Consider the following 20,661-nt stretch of genomic DNA (forward strand, 5'->3'; position numbering starts at 1 on the left):
GCCTGCGTATACGCAGGCTCCAAAATGAAAAGAGGCACGAACATCATACCAAATGTTCGTGCCTCTCAATGTATAAGGGGCGCCAATCATATGTTGGCACCCCTTTTTCGTCTGTCGCAGGTGTTGATCAGGATTTGACCATTTCCCAGCTGCCGGTTTTGGCAGAGCGGGTAAAGGCATCCAAAATCTGCATATTGGCAATCGCGTCTTCAATCGGGTAATCGACCGGGCTGTCGCCAGAAAAAATCGCAGTCGCAGCTTCGCTTTGCAGGGTGTACTGGTTGCAGACCGGAAACTTGATTTCGCGGGCTTCGTCAAAGCCCGGCTGTTTCTGGCCGGCAACGCGAATGACGGCTTCGGTTTCCGGTACGGCGTTGAACGGCATCAGGATTTCAATCCGGCCCTCAGAGCCAAGGATATGCACGCGCTGAACGGCTGCCGACTGAGTGCCGCATACAAAGCTTGCCTGCAGGCCGGACCCGAAATCCAGCATGCCCGATACCAAACGGTCGGTTCCGAATTTCGGATCCTTGTCCATCAGCGACACCACACGCACCGGCTCCTTGCCGGTGATAAAGCGTGGGCCGACAATGCAATAGCAACCGATATCAAGCAAACCGCCGCCGCCAATGTCCTTTTTGTTGCGCACATTGTTCGGGTCGGCGTTGAAATAGGTAAAGATGCTCTGCACGGTCGTAAGCTGGCCGATTTGGCCGCTTTCAACGATTTTGCGGGCCTCAAGCCATTGCGGGTGATGACGCACCATGAAGGCTTCGAGAACCTGTTTGCCGCTTTTGTCGCGGGCCTCAATCAGGCGTTTGGCGTCTTCGGTATGAAGGCCGATCGGCTTTTCGCACAGAACATGTTTTCCCGCCTCAAGCGCCTTGATCGTCCATTCGACATGCAAATGGTTGGGCAGGGGATTGTAAATCGCCTCGATCGACGGATCGGCCAGCAGTTCCTCATAGGAGCCATAGGCGCGCGGAATGCGCATGTTTTCTGCCACCTCACGGGTCTTTTCAAGATCGCGTCCGGCAATGGCCAGGATTTCAAGCTGATCGCTTTCCTGCATGGCCGGAATGACCTTTTCCGTGCCGATCTTGGCGGTGCTAAGAACGCCCCACTTCATTCCGATACTCCGTCTGTTTTTCTCTTTTGTGGCCAGCATCCCGTTGCACTTGCTGCGGGGCAGGCAGCCCGCCTGCTGTATTATATGGTGATCCCAACAGCTTTGCGGGTCCGTAATCGAATTGATCTAATTAAGCCATATGTCACGACATGCAAGATGCCCGAAAGGTCAGGGTGGGCAAAAAATTGAATGATTTAAGGCTTCAGGCCATGATCGCAAAGCGCAATCCCGCAAAATTCGGCGCTTTGAATGACTTGCCCGTTTTGCCGGGAAAAAAGTGAAAATATGCGCTTGACGTCGCAGGCCTCGGGCCATATAAACCGCGCCACACGATGGCGGGTGTAGCTCAGGTGGTTAGAGCACCAGTTTGTGGCACTGGGGGCCGTGGGTTCAAGTCCCATCACTCGCCCCATGTGAAAAGGTCAGGCAGAAATGCCTGGCCTTTTGTCTTTTGCGGGCCTTTTTCCCGCGCCCCGGTTGCCTTTGGCGGTTTATCATCTAGACTGCCCAAAAATATCTAGGTTCGGGGTCGTATGGCGAAGCTCAAAGTTGATCAGGCAATGAAGCGCGCGAAGGCGCATATACGCAAAGGTGAAATCGCCGAGGCGCGCGCATTGTATGAAGCCATTCTTGTTGATTACCCCAAGAACGAACGCGTCAAATCCGCCCTGGCGGAGCTAAGTGGTCCGGTCAAGCCCGGTGCCGGGCCAAAGGGTGGTGCAAGCGGTGCTGGGGGCGAACCGCCAGCCGAGGTTTTTGCCAAACTGTCGCAAGCGTATCAGGCCGGTCGCCTGCAAGATGTGCATGCCATGACCGGACAGCTATTGGGTCAATATGGCAATTCGGCCAAGCTTTGGAACTTCCGTGCTGCGGTCAGCAGCAACCTCAACCTGCTTGACGACGCCGAGCAGGCTTTGCGCCAGGTCGTGCGCCTGCAGCCCAATATGGTTGCCGCCAAAAGCAATCTCGGGGTCATTCTCGAACGTCTGGGCAAGCTGGCGGAGGCCGAGGAATGCTATCGCGCGGTGATTGCCGCTTCGCCAGAGTTCCCTGAGGCGCACAACAATCTTGGCAATCTCCTTAAAGGTGCGGGTAAGCTTGAAGAAGCCCAAGGCTGCTATCTGAATGCGATTGCGCGCAAGGCCGATTACGTTGATGCGCACTATAACCTTGCCAACACGCTCCGCGAACGCGAACGGCTTGAGGATGCCAAACAGCAATATTTCAAGACGCTCAAGCTGCAGCCAAAATTGGCTGAGGCCTGGTACAGCCTTGGCCAAACCATGGCCGCACTTAAGTCCGCGCCCGAAGCGATTGAGGCCTATCAACGTGCCTTGGCGGTCAAGCCCGGTTACGTCCCGGCCATTGTCGAGCAACTGCGTCAACAAAGCCAACTGTGCGACTGGCGGGCGTGTGATTTGTTTGATCAATACGCCGATCAGCTTGGGGTGACCGGGGAGGCAGCCGTGCCATTCCCGCTGTTGCCATTTGAAGATCATCCGGCCCATCAACTGGCGCGCGCGCGCAACTGGGCACAAAGCCATTTCTCGCAAGCAGCCCCGATCTCGACGATTGAGCCGACGCCTGCCGACAGGCGCAAGATCCGGCTTGGCTATTTCTCGGCCGATTTTCATGATCACGCGACCATGTTCCTGATGGCGGGCATCTTGCGCCATCATGACCGGCCAAAGTTCGAAATCTTCGTTTACAGCTATGGCAAAAGCAAAACCGATGCGAACCGCGATCAGGTGCTTGAAAATGTTGATCAGTTCTTTGACGTGCAGGACATGTCCGATGGCGATTTGACGCAGTTTGCCCGAGAACACAGCCTTGATATCGCGATTGATCTCAAGGGCTATACCCGCGATGCCCGGCTGGAGCCATTTACCGGGCGCATGGCGCCGCTTCAGATCAGCTACCTTGGCTATCCCGGCACACTGGGGGCAGATTTCATCGATTATATCGTTGCCGACCCGGTGGTTGTTCCGCCCGAACAGCGCGGCGGTTATCATGAGAAAATCATTTATCTTCCCGATTGCTATCAGCCCAACGACAATACGCGCGAAATCTCGACGAGGTCGATGACGCGTGCCGAACTTGACCTGCCCGAAGACGGTTTTGTTTTCTGCTGCCTGAACAACAATTACAAAATCATGCCGCAGGAATTCGCCATCTGGATGCGCGTGATGGCAAAGGTCGAAGACAGTGTGCTCTGGCTTTGGTGCAATGATGATGGGGCCAAGGCCAATCTGCGCGCGGCGGCGGAAAAGCACGGTATTTCTGGGGATCGTTTGATCTTTGCCGGTTACATGCCGCAATCCGAACATCTCGCGCGCCTGCGCCATGCCGATCTGTTTATCGATACCTTCAATGTCAACGCCCATACGACCGCCAGCGACGCGCTGTGGGCCGGATTGCCGGTGGTGACACTGGCGGGCAAACAGTTCGCCGCCCGCGTTGCCGCCAGCCTGCTGTCGGCCATCGGTCTGCCGGAACTGACCACGGAAACGCCTGAAGCCTATGAGGAACTCATCCTCAAACTCGCGCAAAACCCGGACATGCTGGCTGAACTGCGCAGCAAACTTGCCACCAACCGCGAGACCAAGCCGCTCTTTGATACCGAGGGCTATACACGCGGTTTTGAGCAGGGGCTTGAGCGTGCTTTTGCACAACGACTGGCAGGCGAAGCACTTTCGGATATTGCCGTGAGTGTCTAGCTCCGGACTCTGGGCAGGATCCATTGTGATCTGATGTCACATTCCTGACGAATTACTTCCAGATAAGGGGTTAATCTTCCGGTTCGATGGGCCGGAAGGTTGTGCGTTGCTGCCACCTGATCATCCCGGTCATCTGGGCTGCCCATGGTTTGAGCTCGCATATGATCCCAACCGCCAAGGACTGATATAAATGCCCAGCGACCACCCCCTTTTGATGCTGACCCGCCGTGCCTTCTCAGCGAGCCTTTTGGGGGCGGCGGCCGTTCCCTTTGCTGGCCGGGCCTTCGCACAAACGCCGTCCGACATCCGCTCGCGCATTTCGGGCATGTCCCAGCTTCATGCCATCATGGTCCAACGTGGTGACGAGGTTATTGTTGCCGAAGCCCCGCGCGGGCCGGGTCTGGATCGGGTTGCGAACATCAAGTCATGTTCGAAAAGCATCATCGGTCTGCTGACGGGTACCGCGATCGCAGAAGGCGCGATCCCCTCGGTCAAAGCCACCATCGGCGAGATCGCGCCATCTATCATTCCCGCGAACGCCACCCACGGTGTCGAAAATCTGACCATCGAAGATCTGGTAACGCTCCGGGCCGGGCTTGAGGGCACATCAGGGTGTAACTACGGCGCCTGGGTCAATTCCGACAACTGGGTTGCCTTCGCGCAGCGCCGCCCGATGGTTGCAAACCCCGGCGGGCGTATGATCTATTCGACCGGTACCACCCATATCCTTGGTGCCGTGCTCACGGTTGCGACCGGGAAAAGCTTGCTGGAACAGGCGCGCGCTGCCCTTGGCCAGCCGCTCGGCATTGAAATTCCGGCTTGGACACAGGATCCGCAGGGCTATTATTTCGGCGGGAACGAGATGGCGCTGACACCACGCGGGATGTTGCGCATCGGGGCGCTCATGCGCGATCAAGGTCGGTTCGAAGGTGATTAGATCATCCCGGCCGACTGGATTGACCAATCAACCCAGGCCTACACCCGATCACCGTATTCGGGGCTTGCCTATGGCTATGGCTGGTTCCTGAGCCGCAGCGGCTTCATCATCGCCCGCGGCTATGGTGGCCAGATCATCGCGGCACATCCCGAAAAGGACCTGGCGGTGGCCATTACCTCTGATCCGACATCACCGGCACGATCAGGCGGATATTTCGGGGATTTGATGGACCTGCTTGAGGGGCCAGTGCTTTCACTGGCCTGATTGAAGTGACAACGAGCATATGAAAAGGCCAGACAGGAATAGCAGGCCTTTTCACTTTTTCGTAGTCGTTGTGCGGGTAACGGTGTGTGAAGTTAATCCAAAACCCTAGTCTTTTGGCTTTCGATAGAATGCAACGACGTCAGAGCTTCCCCGATCTTTTTTATGCAGATATTAGGGGCGGCAATGAAGATGGCGTAAGACTCTCGTTCGTCAAAGCGAGTTGGGCTAGTGTACATAAACGGGTTCATTGGCCCTATCCGTGACTCTTCAGCCTTTTGTGTTGCTAGAAGCAAGCAATCCCGAGCGTACTTCACTTTGAACATATCTCTTGGTGACAAAGTTGCTTCCATGTTGTCAGCAATCCAAGTTAGTGCTTCTATTACGTTTCTTAGAGAATAGATTGCTTCCTCTAGATGTCGTGTAGAGAATTCCTTAAACATTGAACTAAGATCGTCGCAGTCCTGTTGGATCTTGTTGATTCTGTCTGCAGAGAGCCGGAGTGTGCCCGTTCTCATTTCCTCGGCAGTTCTGGGTTCCAAGGCTTTCGGTAGTGGCCGAACACGGTTGGCCTCTACTGCGCGTTCATGTAGTGTTTGCAGTTCTTTAGCTGAATGCTGAATTAGTGGCTGCGTTCGTGGAAGCATATACGTTGCCAATTCATAGCGTTCTCGGAATGGCTTAAGTGCACTAATTCGACTGGCATTTTGATGGCGCGAGAAACTCCAAGAAGCAGCGATGAACGCACCAGCGGCACCGAGAGCGGAACCTAGGATGCTGCCCCAACCGCTAGGTAGAGCAGGGATATACGGAAAGAATAGTGCGCAACCGATGAATCCGAGTAGGCACCCGAACAGTATCAACAAGGTCGCGTTCCAGTCTCCTGGTTTCATTTCAGATCTAACCTTAGTATGCGTTGCATCCAAACATTCCGATACTAGACATCATTTGCAGGCTGTTGTCCTAATTGGCAGTTTAGCTAAACGCTTAATTTGAGGATTCGTCAATTCTTGGTTGTTTTTCTGCGCTTTTATCTACGAGCAGGATAAGGGAGTTTGACATTCCCAATTCCGCGCCAATCTGCTAGGTAACGCTCCATATTTCCCAAACGGGTTCATTGCTTGCCAGGAGATCGCCCTATGTCGACCAACCGCATTACCCTTCGCCGTCCCGATGACTGGCATTTGCATCTGCGTGATGGCGAGATGCTTAAAGGTGTGATTGGCGAGACATCAGCGCATTTTGCCCGTGCGATCATTATGCCCAATCTGGTGCCGCCGGTGGTCAAGACGGCTGATGCCGTTGCCTATCGCGACCGGATTACCGCAGCCATCCCGTCGGGCCATGATTTTACGCCGCTGATGACGCTTTATCTGACTGAGGGCAGCAATCCCGATGATATCGAGGAAGGCTACAAGGCCGGCGTGATCACGGCACTGAAGCTTTATCCGGCGGGTGCGACCACCAACTCAGATAGTGGTGTGCGCAATTTCGATAATGCCATGCCTGCGCTGGAGCGGATGGCTGAGCTTGGCATTCCGCTCTGTATTCATGGGGAAGTCACGGATACGGAGATCGATATCTTTGACCGTGAAGCGGTGTTTATCGACCGGGTTCTTGAGCCGCTGCGCAAGCGTCTGCCGGAGCTGCGCGTGATTCTCGAGCATATCACCACGGAAGACGGCGTTGAGTATGTCAAAGCCAATGACAAGAATTTGGGTGCGACGATCACGACCCATCACCTGATCATCAACCGCAATGCCATTCTGGTCGGCGGCATTCATCCGCATATGTATTGCCTGCCGGTTGCCAAACGTGAAAAGCATCGTTTGGCGCTCCGTGTGGCTGCGACATCCGGTGATTCACGCTTCTTCCTGGGCACCGACTCAGCCCCGCATACTGATGAGCGCAAGATCAGCCCCTGTGGATGTGCCGGTATCTTTACCGCCAATAACACCGTGCAGCTTCTGGCCCACGTGTTTGAGGAAGAAGGGGCGCTGGACAAGCTTGAAGGCTTTGCCTCGCTGCATGGGCCGCAATATTACGGCCTGCCGCTGAATGGCGATCAGATCACGCTGGAAAAACGCAGCGAGCCGGCCAAGTTTGCCGAAAAGATCGAAACTGGCGAAGGGCCGGTGACGGTGTTTGATCCGGGCTTTGATGTGTTCTGGCATTACGCCTAAGCGCAAACGCACGACACAATAAAAGCGGCTCCATCGGGGCCGTTTTTTTTCGTTCGGGGGGTATCCGAGGTTAGCCGCTCAGATCCACGGTGCCAGGCGCGGCGTTCAGGCCGATGGTTGCGCGATAGCTTTCTGCCGCCGCATAGGCCTGTGCTGAGATCATCGCCGAGATGTTCATCGATGCGCCCTTGGCGACATTGAAATCAGCCGCTGAGCTTCCGGGCACGGAGGCTGCGCGGGAAATGGCGGCCTGATTGGCGATGGCAGCAGCACCTTCAAGGCCCTGAATGGGGCGGATGCTGACCTTGCCGCCGGTGGCATAAAACCGCCCATCCGGGCCGGGCGTGTAGCTATAAGTGATCATGCCGGCATTGGCACCGGCCAAGGCCTGATGGCTTTCTTCCTCTGTCCGGACAACCGCGTCACGGGCGCGCAATTCTTGCACGATTTCACGTTCGGTTGCGGTCAGAAGGGCCGGGTTTGATGTTGGCTGACGCGCGCTTTCAGGGGGGGCTTCGCGTTCTTCCTGCTGGCGCTGTGTCGGGCTTTGGGTTTCCGGTTCTTCCGGCGCGCCGCCATTAATGTCACGTGGGTCAAGCTGCTGGATGATCGTCACCACCGATGCCGCACTGTTGACCGGTGCGGTTTGCGCGGGCGGTGGTGGCGGTGGCACGGCTTGTTCGCCCGCATCCGTGCGGCCCGCTGTTTGGGGGGATGTCGCGGTTTCACTGCGCGCACTGGGCCCGTTTGCAGGGGGCTGTGATGGGGAAAGCGTGCTTGAAAGCGGGACCAAGGCAACAGCTGCCGGCAAAGTTTGCGGCGCAGACGCAACCGTTCCGCCCGACCCGCTGGTCGGCGGTTGGCTCCCGGAGCCGGGCAGGGCGCGTGTGGCAATAATCTGGCCAAGTTGCCCACCACTTCCGGGGATAACCTGTATTGCACCTGCCTGTATCATGACGGTCATTATAGCCCAACTCTGGGTTAAATGTACATAAGCAGATCAAGGAGATGCCTGGCCCGATGTTGTAATGATCGTCATCATGATCACGCTGGTTTGATGCGGTGGTTTTGCCTGCGCCGGGTAAGGTGGAGCCAATTTGGTCAAGATTGGTTGTCGATGATGCGCTTTGTTGCTTCTGCCCTGTTCCCTGTTTTGATTGCCGTGTTGATGTTTGCCGTGCCGTTTGCGGTGCACGCTGCGCCGGATGCGGACTTGTGGCCGGACTGGCAAGCCCATGACCCGCAAAGCACGATGACGATTGATCACGGGGATTGGCAGGTGGTGTTGGATCGTTACGTCACGGCGTCTGCGCCCGGTGTGACCAGCTTTGATTACGAACGTGCCAGCCAGGATGGTGGGGCTGAAATGGTGGCCGCGTATGTCGCAGCCATGACAAAGGTCGCGGTCGATCAGCTTAACCGCGATCAGCAGTTTTCCTATTGGGTGAACCTTTATAATGCGCTGACCGTCAAGGTGGTTCTGGATCATTATCCGGTCGACAGCATCCGCGATATTGATATCTCGCCCGGACTGTTTTCATCCGGCCCGTGGGGCAAGAAACTGATCACGGTGGAGGGCAGGACGCTCAGCCTTGATGATATCGAACATCGCACTCTGCGCCCGATTTGGCGTGATGCACGCATTCATTACGCGGTGAATTGTGCATCGATCGGGTGTCCGGCCTTGGCGCCGGAGGCGTTTGATGCTGCCACGCTTGATGCGCAGCTCAATGAAGCCGCACGCGGCTTCATCAATCATCCGCGTGCCGCGCGGGTGACGGATGATGGCCGTCTTGTGCTTTCAAGCCTCTATGACTGGTATCGCGATGATTTCGGGGAAAGCGATGCAGCCTTCATTGCGCATCTGCGAGCGTTTGCCGCACCGGCACTGTCGGATGCCTTGGCCAATATCGATGAGCTTGAGGTGGATGATTACCACTATGACTGGGCGCTGAACGAAGGGCAGCGCTGAAGATTTCAGCGCCGCACATTGTCCTACAGCATCTTGCGATATTGGATGAAGCCGGGTTTGTCGGCGATGCGGTCATAAAGCTTCATGGCCGTCACGTTATCCTGCTGGGTCAGCCAGTAAACACGGGCCGCGCCGGCGTTTTCGGCATGATCATAAACATGTTCGATCAGCTTGCGGCCCATGCCGGTGCCGCGCAGGTCTTCATCGACATAGAGATCCTGCAAATAGCAGTAATCAGCCGTGGTCCAGCAGGAGCGATGATAAATCCAGTGGACCATGCCAATGGCTTTGTCGTCCTGCCAGGCAAGGGCTGCGTGCATCGGCTCGTTGGCATCGAGAAAGCGTTGCCAGGTCTGTTTGCTGACGTCGCCCGGAATATCGGTTTTATAGAAGGTCTGATAACCGCGCCAAAGCGGCAGCCATGCTTCGAAATCAGAAGGGGTTATCGGGCGAATTTCAGTCGGCATCATCACATCCTTTATCGCGTGGTAATCATCGGTTTCGGGGATTACCGATACCCTAAAAGGCATGTGGTATGGTCGTAAGGGCCAATTATACGAAATTGCCCGGGCCAATCGCAGAGGCTGTTGGTGGATCACTGAGTGAGACGTCAGGACAGCCCGTCATCACCAAGATGTCGGGTGCATATGATTTCAGAAACGGGTTCGCTCAGACCCGTAAGGCCGCCGTGCTGCGCACCCCTGAACGCACCGGATAGGCCGCACCGGTTTGGGTATTGGGAACATGGGCCTGCTGCAGTTTTGGTTCGGCGGTTGTCACGGAATTATCCGTATCGCCATCGCGATTCTGGCAAGCCTTGTCGATGGTGTGACGGACGTCACTGGCAGAGACGCCATCATAGCGCATTAATGTCTGAACGATCGGGTCGGCAAGCATGTCTTCGACCGTCAATTCCTGATCAACGTAACTCATCTTCTCGTATCCCGAATTTTTTGTTGTGCCGAATGTAATGCAATTGCAAGTCATTCGCAACAATTATCTTATTCCGATGATGCTTTTTTTCATTTTCGCCGTCGAAACGCTTTGATCTGCCTTAAGGAAGGGCGATCTGCGCGAGATTTTCGCAAACTGCGTTTCATGGGATTTTCCTGGCGCGTTGTCGGGGTAAATCGGCTTAAACTCTATTTGCTTGCATAAAAACCCTCAGGGTTTTAACGCAGGTATTTGGTTTGTTTTCCAAAGTGATCAGGCCCAACAAGTATGGCAAAAATAGGCTGACAAAATGAAACGTCCGGGAATACGCGAATATGTGCTTTTGGTGCTGCTGGCGCTGATGTGGGGCAGTTCGTTCACCTTTATCAAGATTGGTGTGCATGCCTATTCACCGCTGGTGGTGGCAAGCGGGCGTCTGGCCTTCGCCGCCCTTGTGCTTTGGTGCTTTGCCGCAATCCGCAAATCGGAAATGCCCAAGGGCAAGCGTGCCTGGATCTCGACCTTTATGGTGGCCCTGATCGGCAATGCCATTCCGTTCTTCCTGATCAGTTTTGGCGAGACCGAAGTCGATGCCGGGCTGGCCGCCATCCTGATGTCGACCGTGCCGCTGACCACGGTCGTTCTGGCGCACTTCTTTACCCATGATGAAAAGCTTTCAGCGGGCAAGGTCGTCGGCGTGATTTTGGGCACGATTGGCGTGATTGTTCTGGTCGGGCCGGAAACGCTTTCGGGGCTTGGTGGGGAATTCCTGTTCCAGTTGGCCATTCTGGTGGCCGCCATCGGTTATGCCATTTCATCGCTGATTGCGCGCAATCTGCGTGATCAGCCGCGCATCGGATCCACTGCGGTGATCCTGACATTTGCCGCCATGATGCTGATGCCCTTTACCCTGATTGTCGATCAGCCCTGGACGATGAACTGGGATCTGGAAGGTGCGCTTGCCATCATGTATCTTGGCATGTTCCCGACCGGCATTGCCATGTTCCTGATTTTGCAAATTATCGCCATGGCCGGGGCCAGTTTCCTTGTATTTAACAACTATCTGGTGCCCGCGGTCGGGGTGTTGATCAGTTTTGTCATTCTGGGCGAAGTGCCACAGCCAAATGCCCTGATTGCACTGGCGATTATTCTCGGCGGTATTGCGGCATCGCAGCTGCGTTTCGGACGCAAAACGAGTGGTGCAAATGTAACGGGTGCCAAGGCCAATCCGATGGCGCCGGTGATGGAAACGCCGAAAGACGATAAAGCGCCGGGAAAATGACGGTTTTTATGGGGATGAAATCCCTGAATTCGCGATAAAATTCCAACTTTCTCGCCCAACCGTGAAGGATAGGATTTGTCAATATTGTTTGTGTGGGACAAACCTGATACTTTCCGGCTTTCTGGTCCGGCATGCGCCTGAAAACGGGGCATGTCACGCCGATTGAATCATTTCTGATCAAGCGTTTAAGAGGTCACGGGCTTTGTCCACCGAAGAGACCAATCCTGAGAACCGCGATATCTTCCCGGTTTCCATCGAACAAGAAATGCGCCGGAGCTATCTCGATTACGCGATGAGCGTGATCGTCAGCCGCGCACTGCCTGACGTCCGAGACGGTTTGAAGCCGGTACATCGTCGTATTTTGTACGCCATGCACGAGAATGGGTTTGAATATAACAAACCGTTCCGCAAATCGGCCCGTGTGGTCGGGGATGTGATGGGTAAATATCATCCGCACGGCGACAGCGCGATTTACGATGCAATGGTCCGTATGGCGCAGGATTTCTCCATGCGTCTGCCGTTGATTGACGGGCAGGGCAACTTCGGGTCCATGGATGGCGACAAGGCCGCCGCCATGCGTTACACCGAGGCGCGCATGGCCAAGGCCGCGCACTTCCTGCTTGATGATATCGACAAGGACACGATTGATTTCCGCGATAACTATGACGAAACCACCAAGGAACCGTCTGTTATCCCGGCCCGTTTCCCCAACATGCTGGTCAATGGTGCCGGTGGTATTGCGGTTGGTATGGCAACCAACATTCCGCCGCATAACCTTGGCGAAGTCATTGATGGCTGCATGGCCTATGTCGATGACCCGAATATTTCCGTCGAAGGTCTGATGGAATTCGTCCACGGTCCGGACTTCCCGACCGGTGGCCTGATCCTCGGCCGTTCTGGCATCCATTCGGCCTTCAAGACCGGTCGTGGTTCCGTCGTCATGCGTGCACGCACCCATGTCGAGGAAATCCGTGCCAACCGCGAAGCCATCATCGTGACGGAGGTTCCCTATCAGGTGAACAAGGCCACCCTGATGGAAAAAATCGCCGATCTGGTGCGCGAAAAGAAACTCGAAGGCATTTCCGATCTGCGTGACGAGTCTGACCGTTCAGGCGTGCGCATGGTGATCGAGCTCAAGCGTGATGCCAATTCGGACGTTGTCCTGAATCAGCTGTTCCGCTTTACAGCACTTCAGACCTCGTTTGGGGTGAATATGCTTGCCCTTAACCGCGGCAAGCCGGAACTGATGAACCTCAAAGACATCATTCAGGCCTTTGTCGAGTTCCGCGAAGAAGTCATTACCCGTCGTACCATCCATCTTCTCAAAAAGGCACGTGATCGTGCCCATGTCGTGGTTGGTCTGGGTATTGCGGTTTCCAATATCGACGAAGTCATCAAACTGATCCGTAATGCGGCCGACCCGGTCGTGGCACGTGAACAGCTGATGGCACGTGATTGGGCGGCGGGCGATATCGTTCCGCTGATCGAACTGATCGCCGATCCGAACCAGGTTGGATCATCTGATGGCATGTATCGCCTGTCCGAAGCGCAGGCCCGTGCGATCCTTGAGCTCCGCCTGCATCGCCTGACCGGTCTGGAACGCGACAAGATCGCGGCCGAATTGACCGAGTTGGGTGAGAAGATCAAGGACTTCCTTGATATCCTTGGCTCGCGTGAGCGCAAGCTGACGATCCTCAAGGATGAACTTTCTGAAATGCGCAATGAGTTCGCCAATGAACGTCGCAGCGAAATTCAGGAAGCAGAATTCGAACATGACATCGAAGACCTGATTGCCCGCGAAGAGATGGTCGTGACCGTGTCTCATAGCGGCTATATCCAGCGTGTTCCGCTGTCGACCTATCGCGCACAGCGTCGCGGGGGCAAAGGCCGTTCGGGCATGGCAACCCGCGAGGAAGACTTCGTCTCCAAGCTGTTCGTTGCCAATACCCACACCCCGGTTCTGTTCTTCAGCTCCGAGGGTATGGTCTACAAAATGAAGGTCTGGCGCCTGCCGATGGGCACGCCGCAATCACGCGGCAAGGCGCTGGTGAACCTGTTGCCGCTGTCCGAAGGCGAATATATCACGACGGTCCTGCCGCTTCCGGATGAGGAAGAATGGCCGAACCTGCATGTGATGTTTGCCACCTCGACCGGGAATGTACGCCGTAACAGCCTTGCCGATTTCGTGAATGTGAAATCAAACGGCAAGATCGCCATGAAGCTTGAAGAAGAACGTGGCGACAAACTGATCGCGGTTCAGACCTGTACCGAGGATGACGACATTCTTCTGACAACCCGTCAGGGCAAGTGCATTCGTTTCCGTGTTGGTGACGTCCGCGTCTTTACCGGCCGTAATTCGGTCGGTGTGCGTGGCATCCGTCTGGCCGACGAGGACGATGTCATCGCGATGTCTGTCCTGTTTGGCAACCATGTCAGCATGGAAGAACGTGACGAATATCTTTCGATCGCAGGTAAACTGCGCCGCGAGGAAGTCACCGAAGACAGCCTGCCGCTCGAAGTTCTGACGGCTGAGCGCTATCAGGAAATCTATGACGGCGACCAACTGATCCTGTCGGTTACCGAAAACGGTTATGGCAAACGCACCTCTGCCTATGAATACCGTGTGACCGGCCGTGGCGGTCAGGGCTTTGCCAATATCGAGATGTCTGAACGTAACGGTCAGGTTGCGGCTTCGTTTGTTATCGAAGAAGGCGACGAGCTGATGATGGTCACCAATGGTGGCAAGGTCATACGTATGCCGACCCATGACATCCGTATTGCCGGGCGCAAGACCCAGGGTGTGACGCTGTTCCGTACGGCCAAGGACGAAGAAGTCGTGGCGGTCGAACGTCTGTCAAACCTTGGTGAAGAAGATGAAGAGCTCATTGATGGCGAGGAAGGTGTTGTCGAAGGTGCCGAAGGTACTGACGAGGGCGCTGCTCCGACTGCCGAGGCATCTGATGAAGATGCATCCGCAGCACCGGCATCCGATGACGCGGATCGCGACGAATAACTGGAAGTTTGATGACTGAAACGTCTTCTACCGTATCGCGTATCGGGATTTATCCGGGCACCTTTGACCCGGTAACCCAGGGGCATATGGATATTATTCGTCGCGCGACCCGGATCGTCGATGAGCTGATTGTCGGTGTTGCGATCAATGCTGGCAAAGGCCCGATGTTCGGGGTCGAGGAACGCTGTGCACTGGTTGAAGGTGCACTCAAGGCTGCGGGCGGTGAAGTTGCCGCCCGTACCTCCGTAAAGCCATTTTCTTCGCTTCTGATGCAGTTTGCGCAGGAAAACGGATCAAGTACCATCATCCGTGGTCTGCGCGCCGTGTCGGACTTTGAATATGAATTCCAGATGGCCGGGATGAACGCCCGACTGTCGCCGGAAGTCGAAACCGTGTTTTTGATGGCATCTGACAAACAGCAGTTTGTCTCTTCGCGCTTTGTGAAGGAAATCGCCCGTCTGGGTGGGGATGTCACTGAATTTGTGCCCGCCAACGTGCTTAAACGCCTGCACGAAAAGCTGGCAGAAGAAAAGGAATAACGCAGGCCATGCGTCTTTTTCGTCTATTTTCAATTATCGCACTCGTACTAGGATTTATCACCATGTCCACTGGAAACGACGCTGTCGCACAGGATCTGGAGAACACGCTTTATCTTGATCTGAAAGATGGCCGCGTTGTGATCCAGCTTCGCCCGGATCTGGCACCGAACCATGTTGCCCGGATCAAGGAACTCACCCGTGAAGGCTTTTACGATGGTCTGAAATTCCATCGTGTGATCGAAGGTTTTATGGCGCAGACCGGCGATCCCAAGGGCAATGGCACCGGTGGATCGGGTCAGAAGCTTGATGCGGAATTCTCCAACGAACGTCATGTGCGCGGCACCGTTTCCATGGCGCGTTCGGCCAACCCGAACAGTGCAGATTCCCAGTTCTTCATCGTCTTTGCCGATGCACCGCACCTTGATGGCCAGTACACCATCTGGGGTCAGGTGACTGAGGGTATGGAATATGTCGACATGATCAAAAAGGGTGCGCCGTGGGCCAATGGCAGCGTCGCCGACCCGGATCAGATCGTCAAAATGCAGGTTGCTGCTGACGCGCAGTAATCGCGAACTTTCAAGTATTGCAACCGAAAGCCGTCCCTTTGTGGGGCGGCTTTCGCGTTTTTGGGGCTGAATGCGCAAAAAGAGCCAAAATATGGAAAACAGGTGTTGACCGATGCGGCCTGTGCCATTAAAACGCGCTTCACCAACCTTGAGGGCCCGTAGCTCAGTTGGTAGAGCAACTGACTTTTAATCAGTTGGCCACAGGTTCGAATCCTGTCGGGCTCACCAATAAGCCCCTGAAACCTAACCGGTTTCGGGGGCTTTTTATTTGTCCGAATTTTCCCTTTGAATTTTGTCGATGTCCTGTGCGCGGTCGTTCGGTCTGAGCAGGATGTTGTGTTTTTCGCGATGGTGTTTTGCCACCCCCTTTGCCCGACATTTTGGGGCATTTTCCATCTTTTCATGGCTGATGTGCATCTTCGCATAAAAAGGGGGGTTGACCGATGCCGCCCAGCCCATTAAAACGCCGCTCACCAACCTTGAGGGCCCGTAGCTCAGTTGGTAGAGCAACTGACTTTTAATCAGTTGGCCACAGGTTCGAATCCTGTCGGGCTCACCAATTCAAAACCCCTGGAACCCAGAAGTTTCGGGGGTTTTGCATATCTGGGCCGTGCCGCCATCTTTCCCGTTCTCATAACGCCAACGCTGCTTTGCGCAGGGCTTCGCTATATGACCGATCCCTGGGCCTTATCCGGGGCAGGGCAAAGACATGAAAATGTTGCTTGATCTGTTGGTTGCGATTGCATCGCAATGCTGTTTCCTGTAAGGAATGCAAATCAGTTTCAAGAGCACCAGAGCAGGTCTTCTGGTGATGATCAATTTTGTGATCGGGAAAGTTACATGTCTGACCCAGTAAATTCATCGGCCGCATCGACGGATGCGCAAACGCCGCTTTCTTCCGATGGCGCACAGGCAGATGGTGCCGCTGCGACCGGAACGCTCAATGCGGACGGGACTGTCATGGTGGATCCCGATACCGGGCTTCCGGTTGATACCATGGCAACGACCCAATCAACCGGCCTTCTGGGCGACTTCACCGCACTTCCGGTGATCGAACAGGTGGACCGGGCCGGCGTGGTTGGCTGGGTGCTGGCGGCAATGGCGCTGATCGGGCTTGTCGTATTCTTCTATAAGCTTGTCGGTTTCCTGCGCCGCGGTGTCTTTGCCGATGGTTTTGTAAAGGATGTCGAACGTCACCTGTCAGCAGGCGACGAAGCACAGGCGGCCGAACTTCTGGCACGCCGTCGTCATCCGGCCGCGCGGATCGGCCTGTCGGGCATGGCGCTGCCGGTGAGCTCCTCACAGGATCGCGAAGCGGCATCGGATCTGATTGCCGCACGGGCGCGCAAGGAAATTGATGGCTTGAATGGTGGTCTGCGGATCATGTCGGCAATTGCTGTGCTCAGCCCGCTTTTGGGCCTGCTGGGGACGGTTATGGGCATGATCGAAGCCTTCCAGCGTATGGAAGGGGCGGGCAGCCGTATTGATCCGTCCGTGCTGTCAGGCGGTATCTGGCTGGCCCTTCTGACGACGGCGATTGGTCTTGTCGTGGCGATCCCGGCAACGGCATTCCATATGTGGATGCAGGGCGTGATTGGCCGGGCAGCCGCCACGATGGAGGATGTCTGCACACTGGTGGTCAATCGTGGTGAGCTGGCCCAGAAGGCGCTCCACCGCGTATCGAGCCTTTCCGAATTGCGCCACGCCGCCGAATAACCCCCGTTTCCGGAAGTCGCCCCATGCAGCTGCGCGAACGCAACAGCGGTTCATCACCGATGATCGGTCTGACCCCGCTGATTGATGTTGTCTTTATCTTGCTGATCTTTTTCATGCTGGCCTCAAGCTTCCTGGACTGGAAGGGCTTTGAGATGTCGGTCAGCATCACCGATGGCAGATCCACCAGCCAAAGCGATACCCACCCGGTTACGGTCGAAGTCGATGTGAATGGTGGGCTGTCGATCAATGGCAATGCGATTGCCCTGTCCAATCTCGCACCGACCCTTCTGCGCGATCACGACGGATCGCCGGTGCGCCTGCGGCCGGTCAATGGTGCCAATCTGCAGCGACTGGTCGAAGTCATGGATACACTGGGGCGTGGTGGTGTCACGGATGTGGAGTTCATCGAATGAAGCGCCGCATCCAGATTGCCGAGGACGGACCGGTTCAGGAACCGATGTTGCCTTTGATCAACATCGTCTTTCTGCTTCTGATCTTTTTCATGATCGCCGGAAGCCTGCAAAAGTTGGGTCCGTTTGAAGTCGATCCACCGGCCAGCCAGACCGCCGAAGCCCAGCCCGAAGACACAATTGTTCTGTGGTTTAGCAATACGGGCGAAATCGGGATTGATGATCTGACCGGCGGGCTTGATCGCTTGTCGTCGATGCTGCCAGCCGATTATATCGGTCGTCCGGTTGAAATTCGTGCCGACCGTGAAGTCGAAGGGGCCAAGGTTGTGACACTTCTGGCGCGTCTTCAGGAACTTGGCATCGAAAAGGTTCAGTTGATGACGGCAATGCAGCCGGGGCAGGAATAGCATGTCCAAACGCGTTGACCTTTTGATTGCAACCGGTTTGACCGGCCTTGTCCTGACGGGTGGCATTGTCCTTGCCATGCCCGACCCGCAGCCATCGGGGTGGGGCGGGGCAGGGGCGGTGCAAAGCATCAGCATCTCGCTTGGTGCCGGACAGGCGGAAACTGGCGAGGCCCAAACCGACACCGAAAGTGCTGATGCGGTTGACAGCACAGCGGCCGAAGTGCCCGAAGAAATCGTCGAGCCCGAAGAAGAACAGGAACCCGAGCCGGAAGTTGAGCCCGAACCTATGCCTGAGGAAGTGGTCGAGCCCGAACCGGAACCTGAGCCCGAACCGGAAGTCATCCCGGAACCGGAACCCGAAATTGTCGAGGAACAGCCCGAGCCAATCCCGGAGCCGGAACCAGAGCCCGAAATCGTCGAAGAACAGCCTGAACCTGAACCGGTTGTCAAAGAGGTTGTTGAGCCTGAACCCGAGCCCGAACCGGAACCGGTTGTCGAGCAGCAGCTTGCCGAAATCCTGCCGGTACGCATGAAGCCGAAACCACCCGTTCAGGAGCCTGTGGCGCAAGAACCGGTCAAAATGCCACAGCCGGTCGAAAAAGCCGCCCAGCCCACGCCGCAGCCCTCAGGGCTGACCAACTCGGTCAAGTCGGATGGGACGACAGGCGAAACCAGCCAAAGCCAGGCGGCCAGTTCGTCAACCGGAAGCGGCGGCGGTGCGGCCAGCCAGGCCATGATGGTTGATTATCAGCAATCGGTTTTGCAAACCCTTGCGCGCTATCGTGAATATCCCGAACGTGCCATGCGCCGCCGGATCGAGGGCGAGAACCGTATTCGCCTTGTTATTGCCCGTGATGGCACGGTGCTCGAGGCCAGCATGGTCAGTTCAAGTGGATCAAGCATCCTTGATCGCGAAACCGAACGTTTGATTGAACGGGTGCGGAAATTCCCGCCATTCCCCGACGAGATGACCGAAGAACAGGTTATCTGGACCGTCCCGGTGAATTATCAGCTTCATTAAAAACAAAACGCCAGCCCGGAAAAGCTGGCGTTTTTTTTATATTTGGTGTCGCGGGTTAGTCCGCTGTTCCACCATCTTCCCAGTGATATTCTAGCGGTGCATCGCGCCATGCAAATTTATCCAGATGAACGATGATGATGCCCTTCATCTTCTCGATGCCCTCAGGCTTGTGGGATTGCCCGTCAAAGGTCAGGCGGTCTTCATGGGCGGTAATAACGCACGGGCCCATGGGGAAGGCGACATCGCCTGTTGTTTCGCGCAATTCAACCTCGACCTTGTGGGCGAAATGCTTGCACAGTTGGACAAGGTACTTCGCGGCCTTCTCGGTTTTTACCGATCCTTTGGTGATAAACATCTGACGATCTCTCGGATTTTGTTTGAAGCTGTTTTTGCTGGTTCAGTCTGCAGGCGCATCGTTGAGTCAGACCCAGTACACGCCGTTCAGATCAACCGCCTGAAACTGCTCGAAAAAGGTTGCAAGGGCGGCATCGGGATCAAGGTCGGCATAGATGTCGGGATGCATCCACTTTGCCATCGCCTGCAGGGCAAAGACATTGATCGGATTGTTATAAACATGATGCCAGACGGAATAGACCTGTTTGCTTTTCACCGCACTTAGAAGCGGCAAGCCGATGCGTTCCATACTGTGTGCCAGCGATGCGCGTGCCTGCTCGGCATTGGTCTTTGCGCCGAGCACAATGCGCTTTGCATTGGCGTCTGCATCCAGTCCGGCTGTTCCGATGGCCGTGGTGATATAGACGTCGGGATCGGTGACAATGACCTGTTCGACGGATACCTGACTGATGACGCCGGGAATGGTATCGGCAAAGATGTTGTCGCCGCCTGCAAGGGTGACAAACTTGCCAATCATCTCGTTGCCCATGGCTTCGCAGCAATTCTCGGCAAGGCCGACACGGCTTTCAAGGAAGACACTGGGTTTCTCGGTGATTTCCGCTGCGCGCGAGGTCACCTTTGACAGGTTCTCCTCATAGAATTTCACAAAGGCTTCTGCCTGTTCTTCCTTGCCCATCAGCTTGCCCAGCAGGCGAATGCTTTTGGGCGTGTTTTCAAACGGTTTGGAGCGGAAATCGATCATCACGACCGGGATGTGGGCGGCTCCCATGACCGATAGGACTTCGTGGCTGGTCGACCCCGGACCATGGCCACCTGACATGCCAAAAATCGCAACGTCGGGTTCAACCGTGACCGCTTTTTCAACAGAGAACGTCTCTTCGTTGCGGCGACCCACCAGCGGGATGTCATCAATCTCGGGGAATTTTTCGCGATATTGTGAAAAAGACGCCGGATCAAGCGATTTGAACTCGCCCATCATTCCGGCAATCCAGCGCACCGGGTTTTCGGGATCAAGAATACCGATAGAAGGCAGAAAACGGCCTTCGCCAAGGATCATGTGCTTGACCGGAACTTCAAGGGTGACTTCACGGCCCGCGACATCGGTCAGGGTGACTGTTTCACCAGCTGCTGCCTGTGCGGTCCATATTATTGTTGCTGCAGCAAGGCTCAGAAAATTGCGAATTTTCATGTCAGGTAGTCCTGAGGGGGTGTTATGCGTTG

Annotated in this window: 20 protein-coding genes and 3 tRNA genes; 15 read left to right on the plus strand and 8 right to left on the minus strand. The window is 55.5% G+C overall.

Annotation, left to right across the window (positions count from 1 at the left end):
- Positions 1-127: 127 nt before the first annotated feature.
- The gene (locus ACXAF0_RS09670) at positions 128-1,129 is read right to left on the minus strand and encodes a Gfo/Idh/MocA family protein (protein ID WP_475345662.1); all 1,002 of its coding nucleotides are present in this window, start codon (positions 1,127-1,129) and stop codon (positions 128-130) included.
- 335 nt (positions 1,130-1,464) lie between these two features.
- On the opposite strand from ACXAF0_RS09670, the gene ACXAF0_RS09675 reads away from it, so the two are divergent.
- The 3 genes from ACXAF0_RS09675 (at position 1,465) to ACXAF0_RS09685 (ending at position 4,783) form a co-directional block, all read left to right on the plus strand.
- Positions 1,465-1,541, plus strand: a tRNA-His gene (locus ACXAF0_RS09675).
- 121 nt (positions 1,542-1,662) lie between these two features.
- A complete protein-coding gene (locus tag ACXAF0_RS09680) occupies positions 1,663-3,846 on the plus strand; it encodes an O-linked N-acetylglucosamine transferase, SPINDLY family protein (RefSeq protein WP_475345663.1) in 2,184 nt (727 codons plus the stop codon).
- Positions 3,847-4,036: 190 nt separating this feature from the next.
- Positions 4,037-4,783, plus strand: a complete 747-nt coding sequence (locus tag ACXAF0_RS09685; RefSeq protein WP_475345664.1) for a serine hydrolase domain-containing protein — start codon at positions 4,037-4,039, stop codon at positions 4,781-4,783.
- 356 nt (positions 4,784-5,139) lie between these two features.
- Here ACXAF0_RS09685 and ACXAF0_RS09690 read toward each other — a convergent pair whose 3' ends face one another.
- Positions 5,140-5,937, minus strand: coding sequence for a hypothetical protein (locus tag ACXAF0_RS09690; RefSeq protein WP_475345665.1), 798 nt, complete (start codon positions 5,935-5,937; stop codon positions 5,140-5,142).
- Positions 5,938-6,183: 246 nt separating this feature from the next.
- Between ACXAF0_RS09690 and pyrC the strand changes: the two genes are divergently transcribed.
- On the plus strand, positions 6,184-7,227 hold the full coding sequence (pyrC, locus tag ACXAF0_RS09695) for a dihydroorotase (RefSeq protein ID WP_475345666.1): 1,044 nt from the start codon (positions 6,184-6,186) through the stop codon (positions 7,225-7,227).
- 70 nt (positions 7,228-7,297) lie between these two features.
- Here pyrC and ACXAF0_RS09700 read toward each other — a convergent pair whose 3' ends face one another.
- Positions 7,298-8,191, minus strand: coding sequence for a putative metalloprotease CJM1_0395 family protein (locus tag ACXAF0_RS09700; protein WP_475345667.1), 894 nt, complete (start codon positions 8,189-8,191; stop codon positions 7,298-7,300).
- A 153-nt stretch (positions 8,192-8,344) separates the two neighbouring features.
- Between ACXAF0_RS09700 and ACXAF0_RS09705 the strand changes: the two genes are divergently transcribed.
- Positions 8,345-9,199 carry a DUF547 domain-containing protein gene (locus ACXAF0_RS09705; protein ID WP_475345668.1) on the plus strand — a complete coding sequence of 285 codons (855 nt, stop codon included), beginning with the start codon at positions 8,345-8,347 and terminating at the stop codon, positions 9,197-9,199.
- 23 nt (positions 9,200-9,222) lie between these two features.
- Here the strand turns inward: ACXAF0_RS09705 and ACXAF0_RS09710 are convergent, their stop codons facing one another.
- Positions 9,223-9,729, minus strand: coding sequence for an N-acetyltransferase family protein (locus tag ACXAF0_RS09710; RefSeq protein ID WP_475345669.1), 507 nt, complete (start codon positions 9,727-9,729; stop codon positions 9,223-9,225).
- Between the two features lie 139 nt (positions 9,730-9,868).
- Positions 9,869-10,132 (minus strand): hypothetical protein, encoded by a 264-nt coding sequence (locus tag ACXAF0_RS09715; RefSeq protein ID WP_475345670.1) that lies wholly within the window; start codon positions 10,130-10,132, stop codon positions 9,869-9,871.
- Positions 10,133-10,442: 310 nt separating this feature from the next.
- Between ACXAF0_RS09715 and ACXAF0_RS09720 the strand changes: the two genes are divergently transcribed.
- From ACXAF0_RS09720 to ACXAF0_RS09740, 5 genes are all read left to right on the plus strand, one after another.
- Positions 10,443-11,414 carry a DMT family transporter gene (locus ACXAF0_RS09720; RefSeq protein ID WP_475345671.1) on the plus strand — a complete coding sequence of 324 codons (972 nt, stop codon included), beginning with the start codon at positions 10,443-10,445 and terminating at the stop codon, positions 11,412-11,414.
- A 202-nt stretch (positions 11,415-11,616) separates the two neighbouring features.
- Positions 11,617-14,427: a DNA gyrase subunit A gene (gene gyrA, locus ACXAF0_RS09725; RefSeq protein ID WP_475345672.1), complete on the plus strand. Its 2,811-nt coding sequence runs from the start codon at positions 11,617-11,619 to the stop codon at positions 14,425-14,427.
- A gap of 11 nt (positions 14,428-14,438) precedes the next feature.
- Positions 14,439-14,966, plus strand: coding sequence for a pantetheine-phosphate adenylyltransferase (gene coaD, locus ACXAF0_RS09730; protein ID WP_062957884.1), 528 nt, complete (start codon positions 14,439-14,441; stop codon positions 14,964-14,966).
- A 62-nt stretch (positions 14,967-15,028) separates the two neighbouring features.
- On the plus strand, positions 15,029-15,532 hold the full coding sequence (locus ACXAF0_RS09735) for a peptidylprolyl isomerase (protein WP_475345673.1): 504 nt from the start codon (positions 15,029-15,031) through the stop codon (positions 15,530-15,532).
- A gap of 152 nt (positions 15,533-15,684) precedes the next feature.
- Positions 15,685-15,760 (plus strand) — tRNA-Lys (locus tag ACXAF0_RS09740).
- Positions 15,761-15,796: 36 nt separating this feature from the next.
- Here ACXAF0_RS09740 and ACXAF0_RS09745 read toward each other — a convergent pair.
- Complete coding sequence (locus ACXAF0_RS09745; RefSeq protein WP_475345674.1) at positions 15,797-16,006, minus strand: hypothetical protein; 210 nt, start codon at positions 16,004-16,006, stop codon at positions 15,797-15,799.
- A gap of 9 nt (positions 16,007-16,015) precedes the next feature.
- On the opposite strand from ACXAF0_RS09745, the gene ACXAF0_RS09750 reads away from it, so the two are divergent.
- The 5 genes from ACXAF0_RS09750 to ACXAF0_RS09770 all read left to right on the plus strand — a co-directional run bounded on the left by ACXAF0_RS09750 (position 16,016) and on the right by ACXAF0_RS09770 (position 19,086).
- A tRNA-Lys gene (locus tag ACXAF0_RS09750) sits at positions 16,016-16,091 on the plus strand.
- A gap of 281 nt (positions 16,092-16,372) precedes the next feature.
- A complete protein-coding gene (locus tag ACXAF0_RS09755) occupies positions 16,373-17,248 on the plus strand; it encodes a MotA/TolQ/ExbB proton channel family protein (RefSeq protein ID WP_475345675.1) in 876 nt (291 codons plus the stop codon).
- 23 nt (positions 17,249-17,271) lie between these two features.
- On the plus strand, positions 17,272-17,661 hold the full coding sequence (locus ACXAF0_RS09760) for an ExbD/TolR family protein (protein WP_475345676.1): 390 nt from the start codon (positions 17,272-17,274) through the stop codon (positions 17,659-17,661).
- A complete protein-coding gene (locus ACXAF0_RS09765) occupies positions 17,658-18,065 on the plus strand; it encodes an ExbD/TolR family protein (RefSeq protein ID WP_475345677.1) in 408 nt (135 codons plus the stop codon). Before ACXAF0_RS09760 ends, ACXAF0_RS09765 begins: the two co-directional genes overlap by 4 nt.
- A gap of 1 nt (position 18,066) precedes the next feature.
- Positions 18,067-19,086, plus strand: a complete 1,020-nt coding sequence (locus tag ACXAF0_RS09770; protein ID WP_475345678.1) for an energy transducer TonB — start codon at positions 18,067-18,069, stop codon at positions 19,084-19,086.
- A gap of 55 nt (positions 19,087-19,141) precedes the next feature.
- On the opposite strand, the gene ACXAF0_RS09775 is transcribed toward ACXAF0_RS09770, so the two are convergent.
- Positions 19,142-19,441, minus strand: a complete 300-nt coding sequence (locus ACXAF0_RS09775) for a DUF2218 domain-containing protein (protein WP_475345679.1) — start codon at positions 19,439-19,441, stop codon at positions 19,142-19,144.
- Positions 19,442-19,507: 66 nt separating this feature from the next.
- On the minus strand, positions 19,508-20,629 hold the full coding sequence (locus ACXAF0_RS09780; RefSeq protein WP_475345680.1) for an ABC transporter substrate-binding protein: 1,122 nt from the start codon (positions 20,627-20,629) through the stop codon (positions 19,508-19,510).
- Positions 20,630-20,661 lie beyond the last annotated feature (32 nt).

This window comes from Thalassospira sp. ABD4_177, assembly GCF_056160125.1.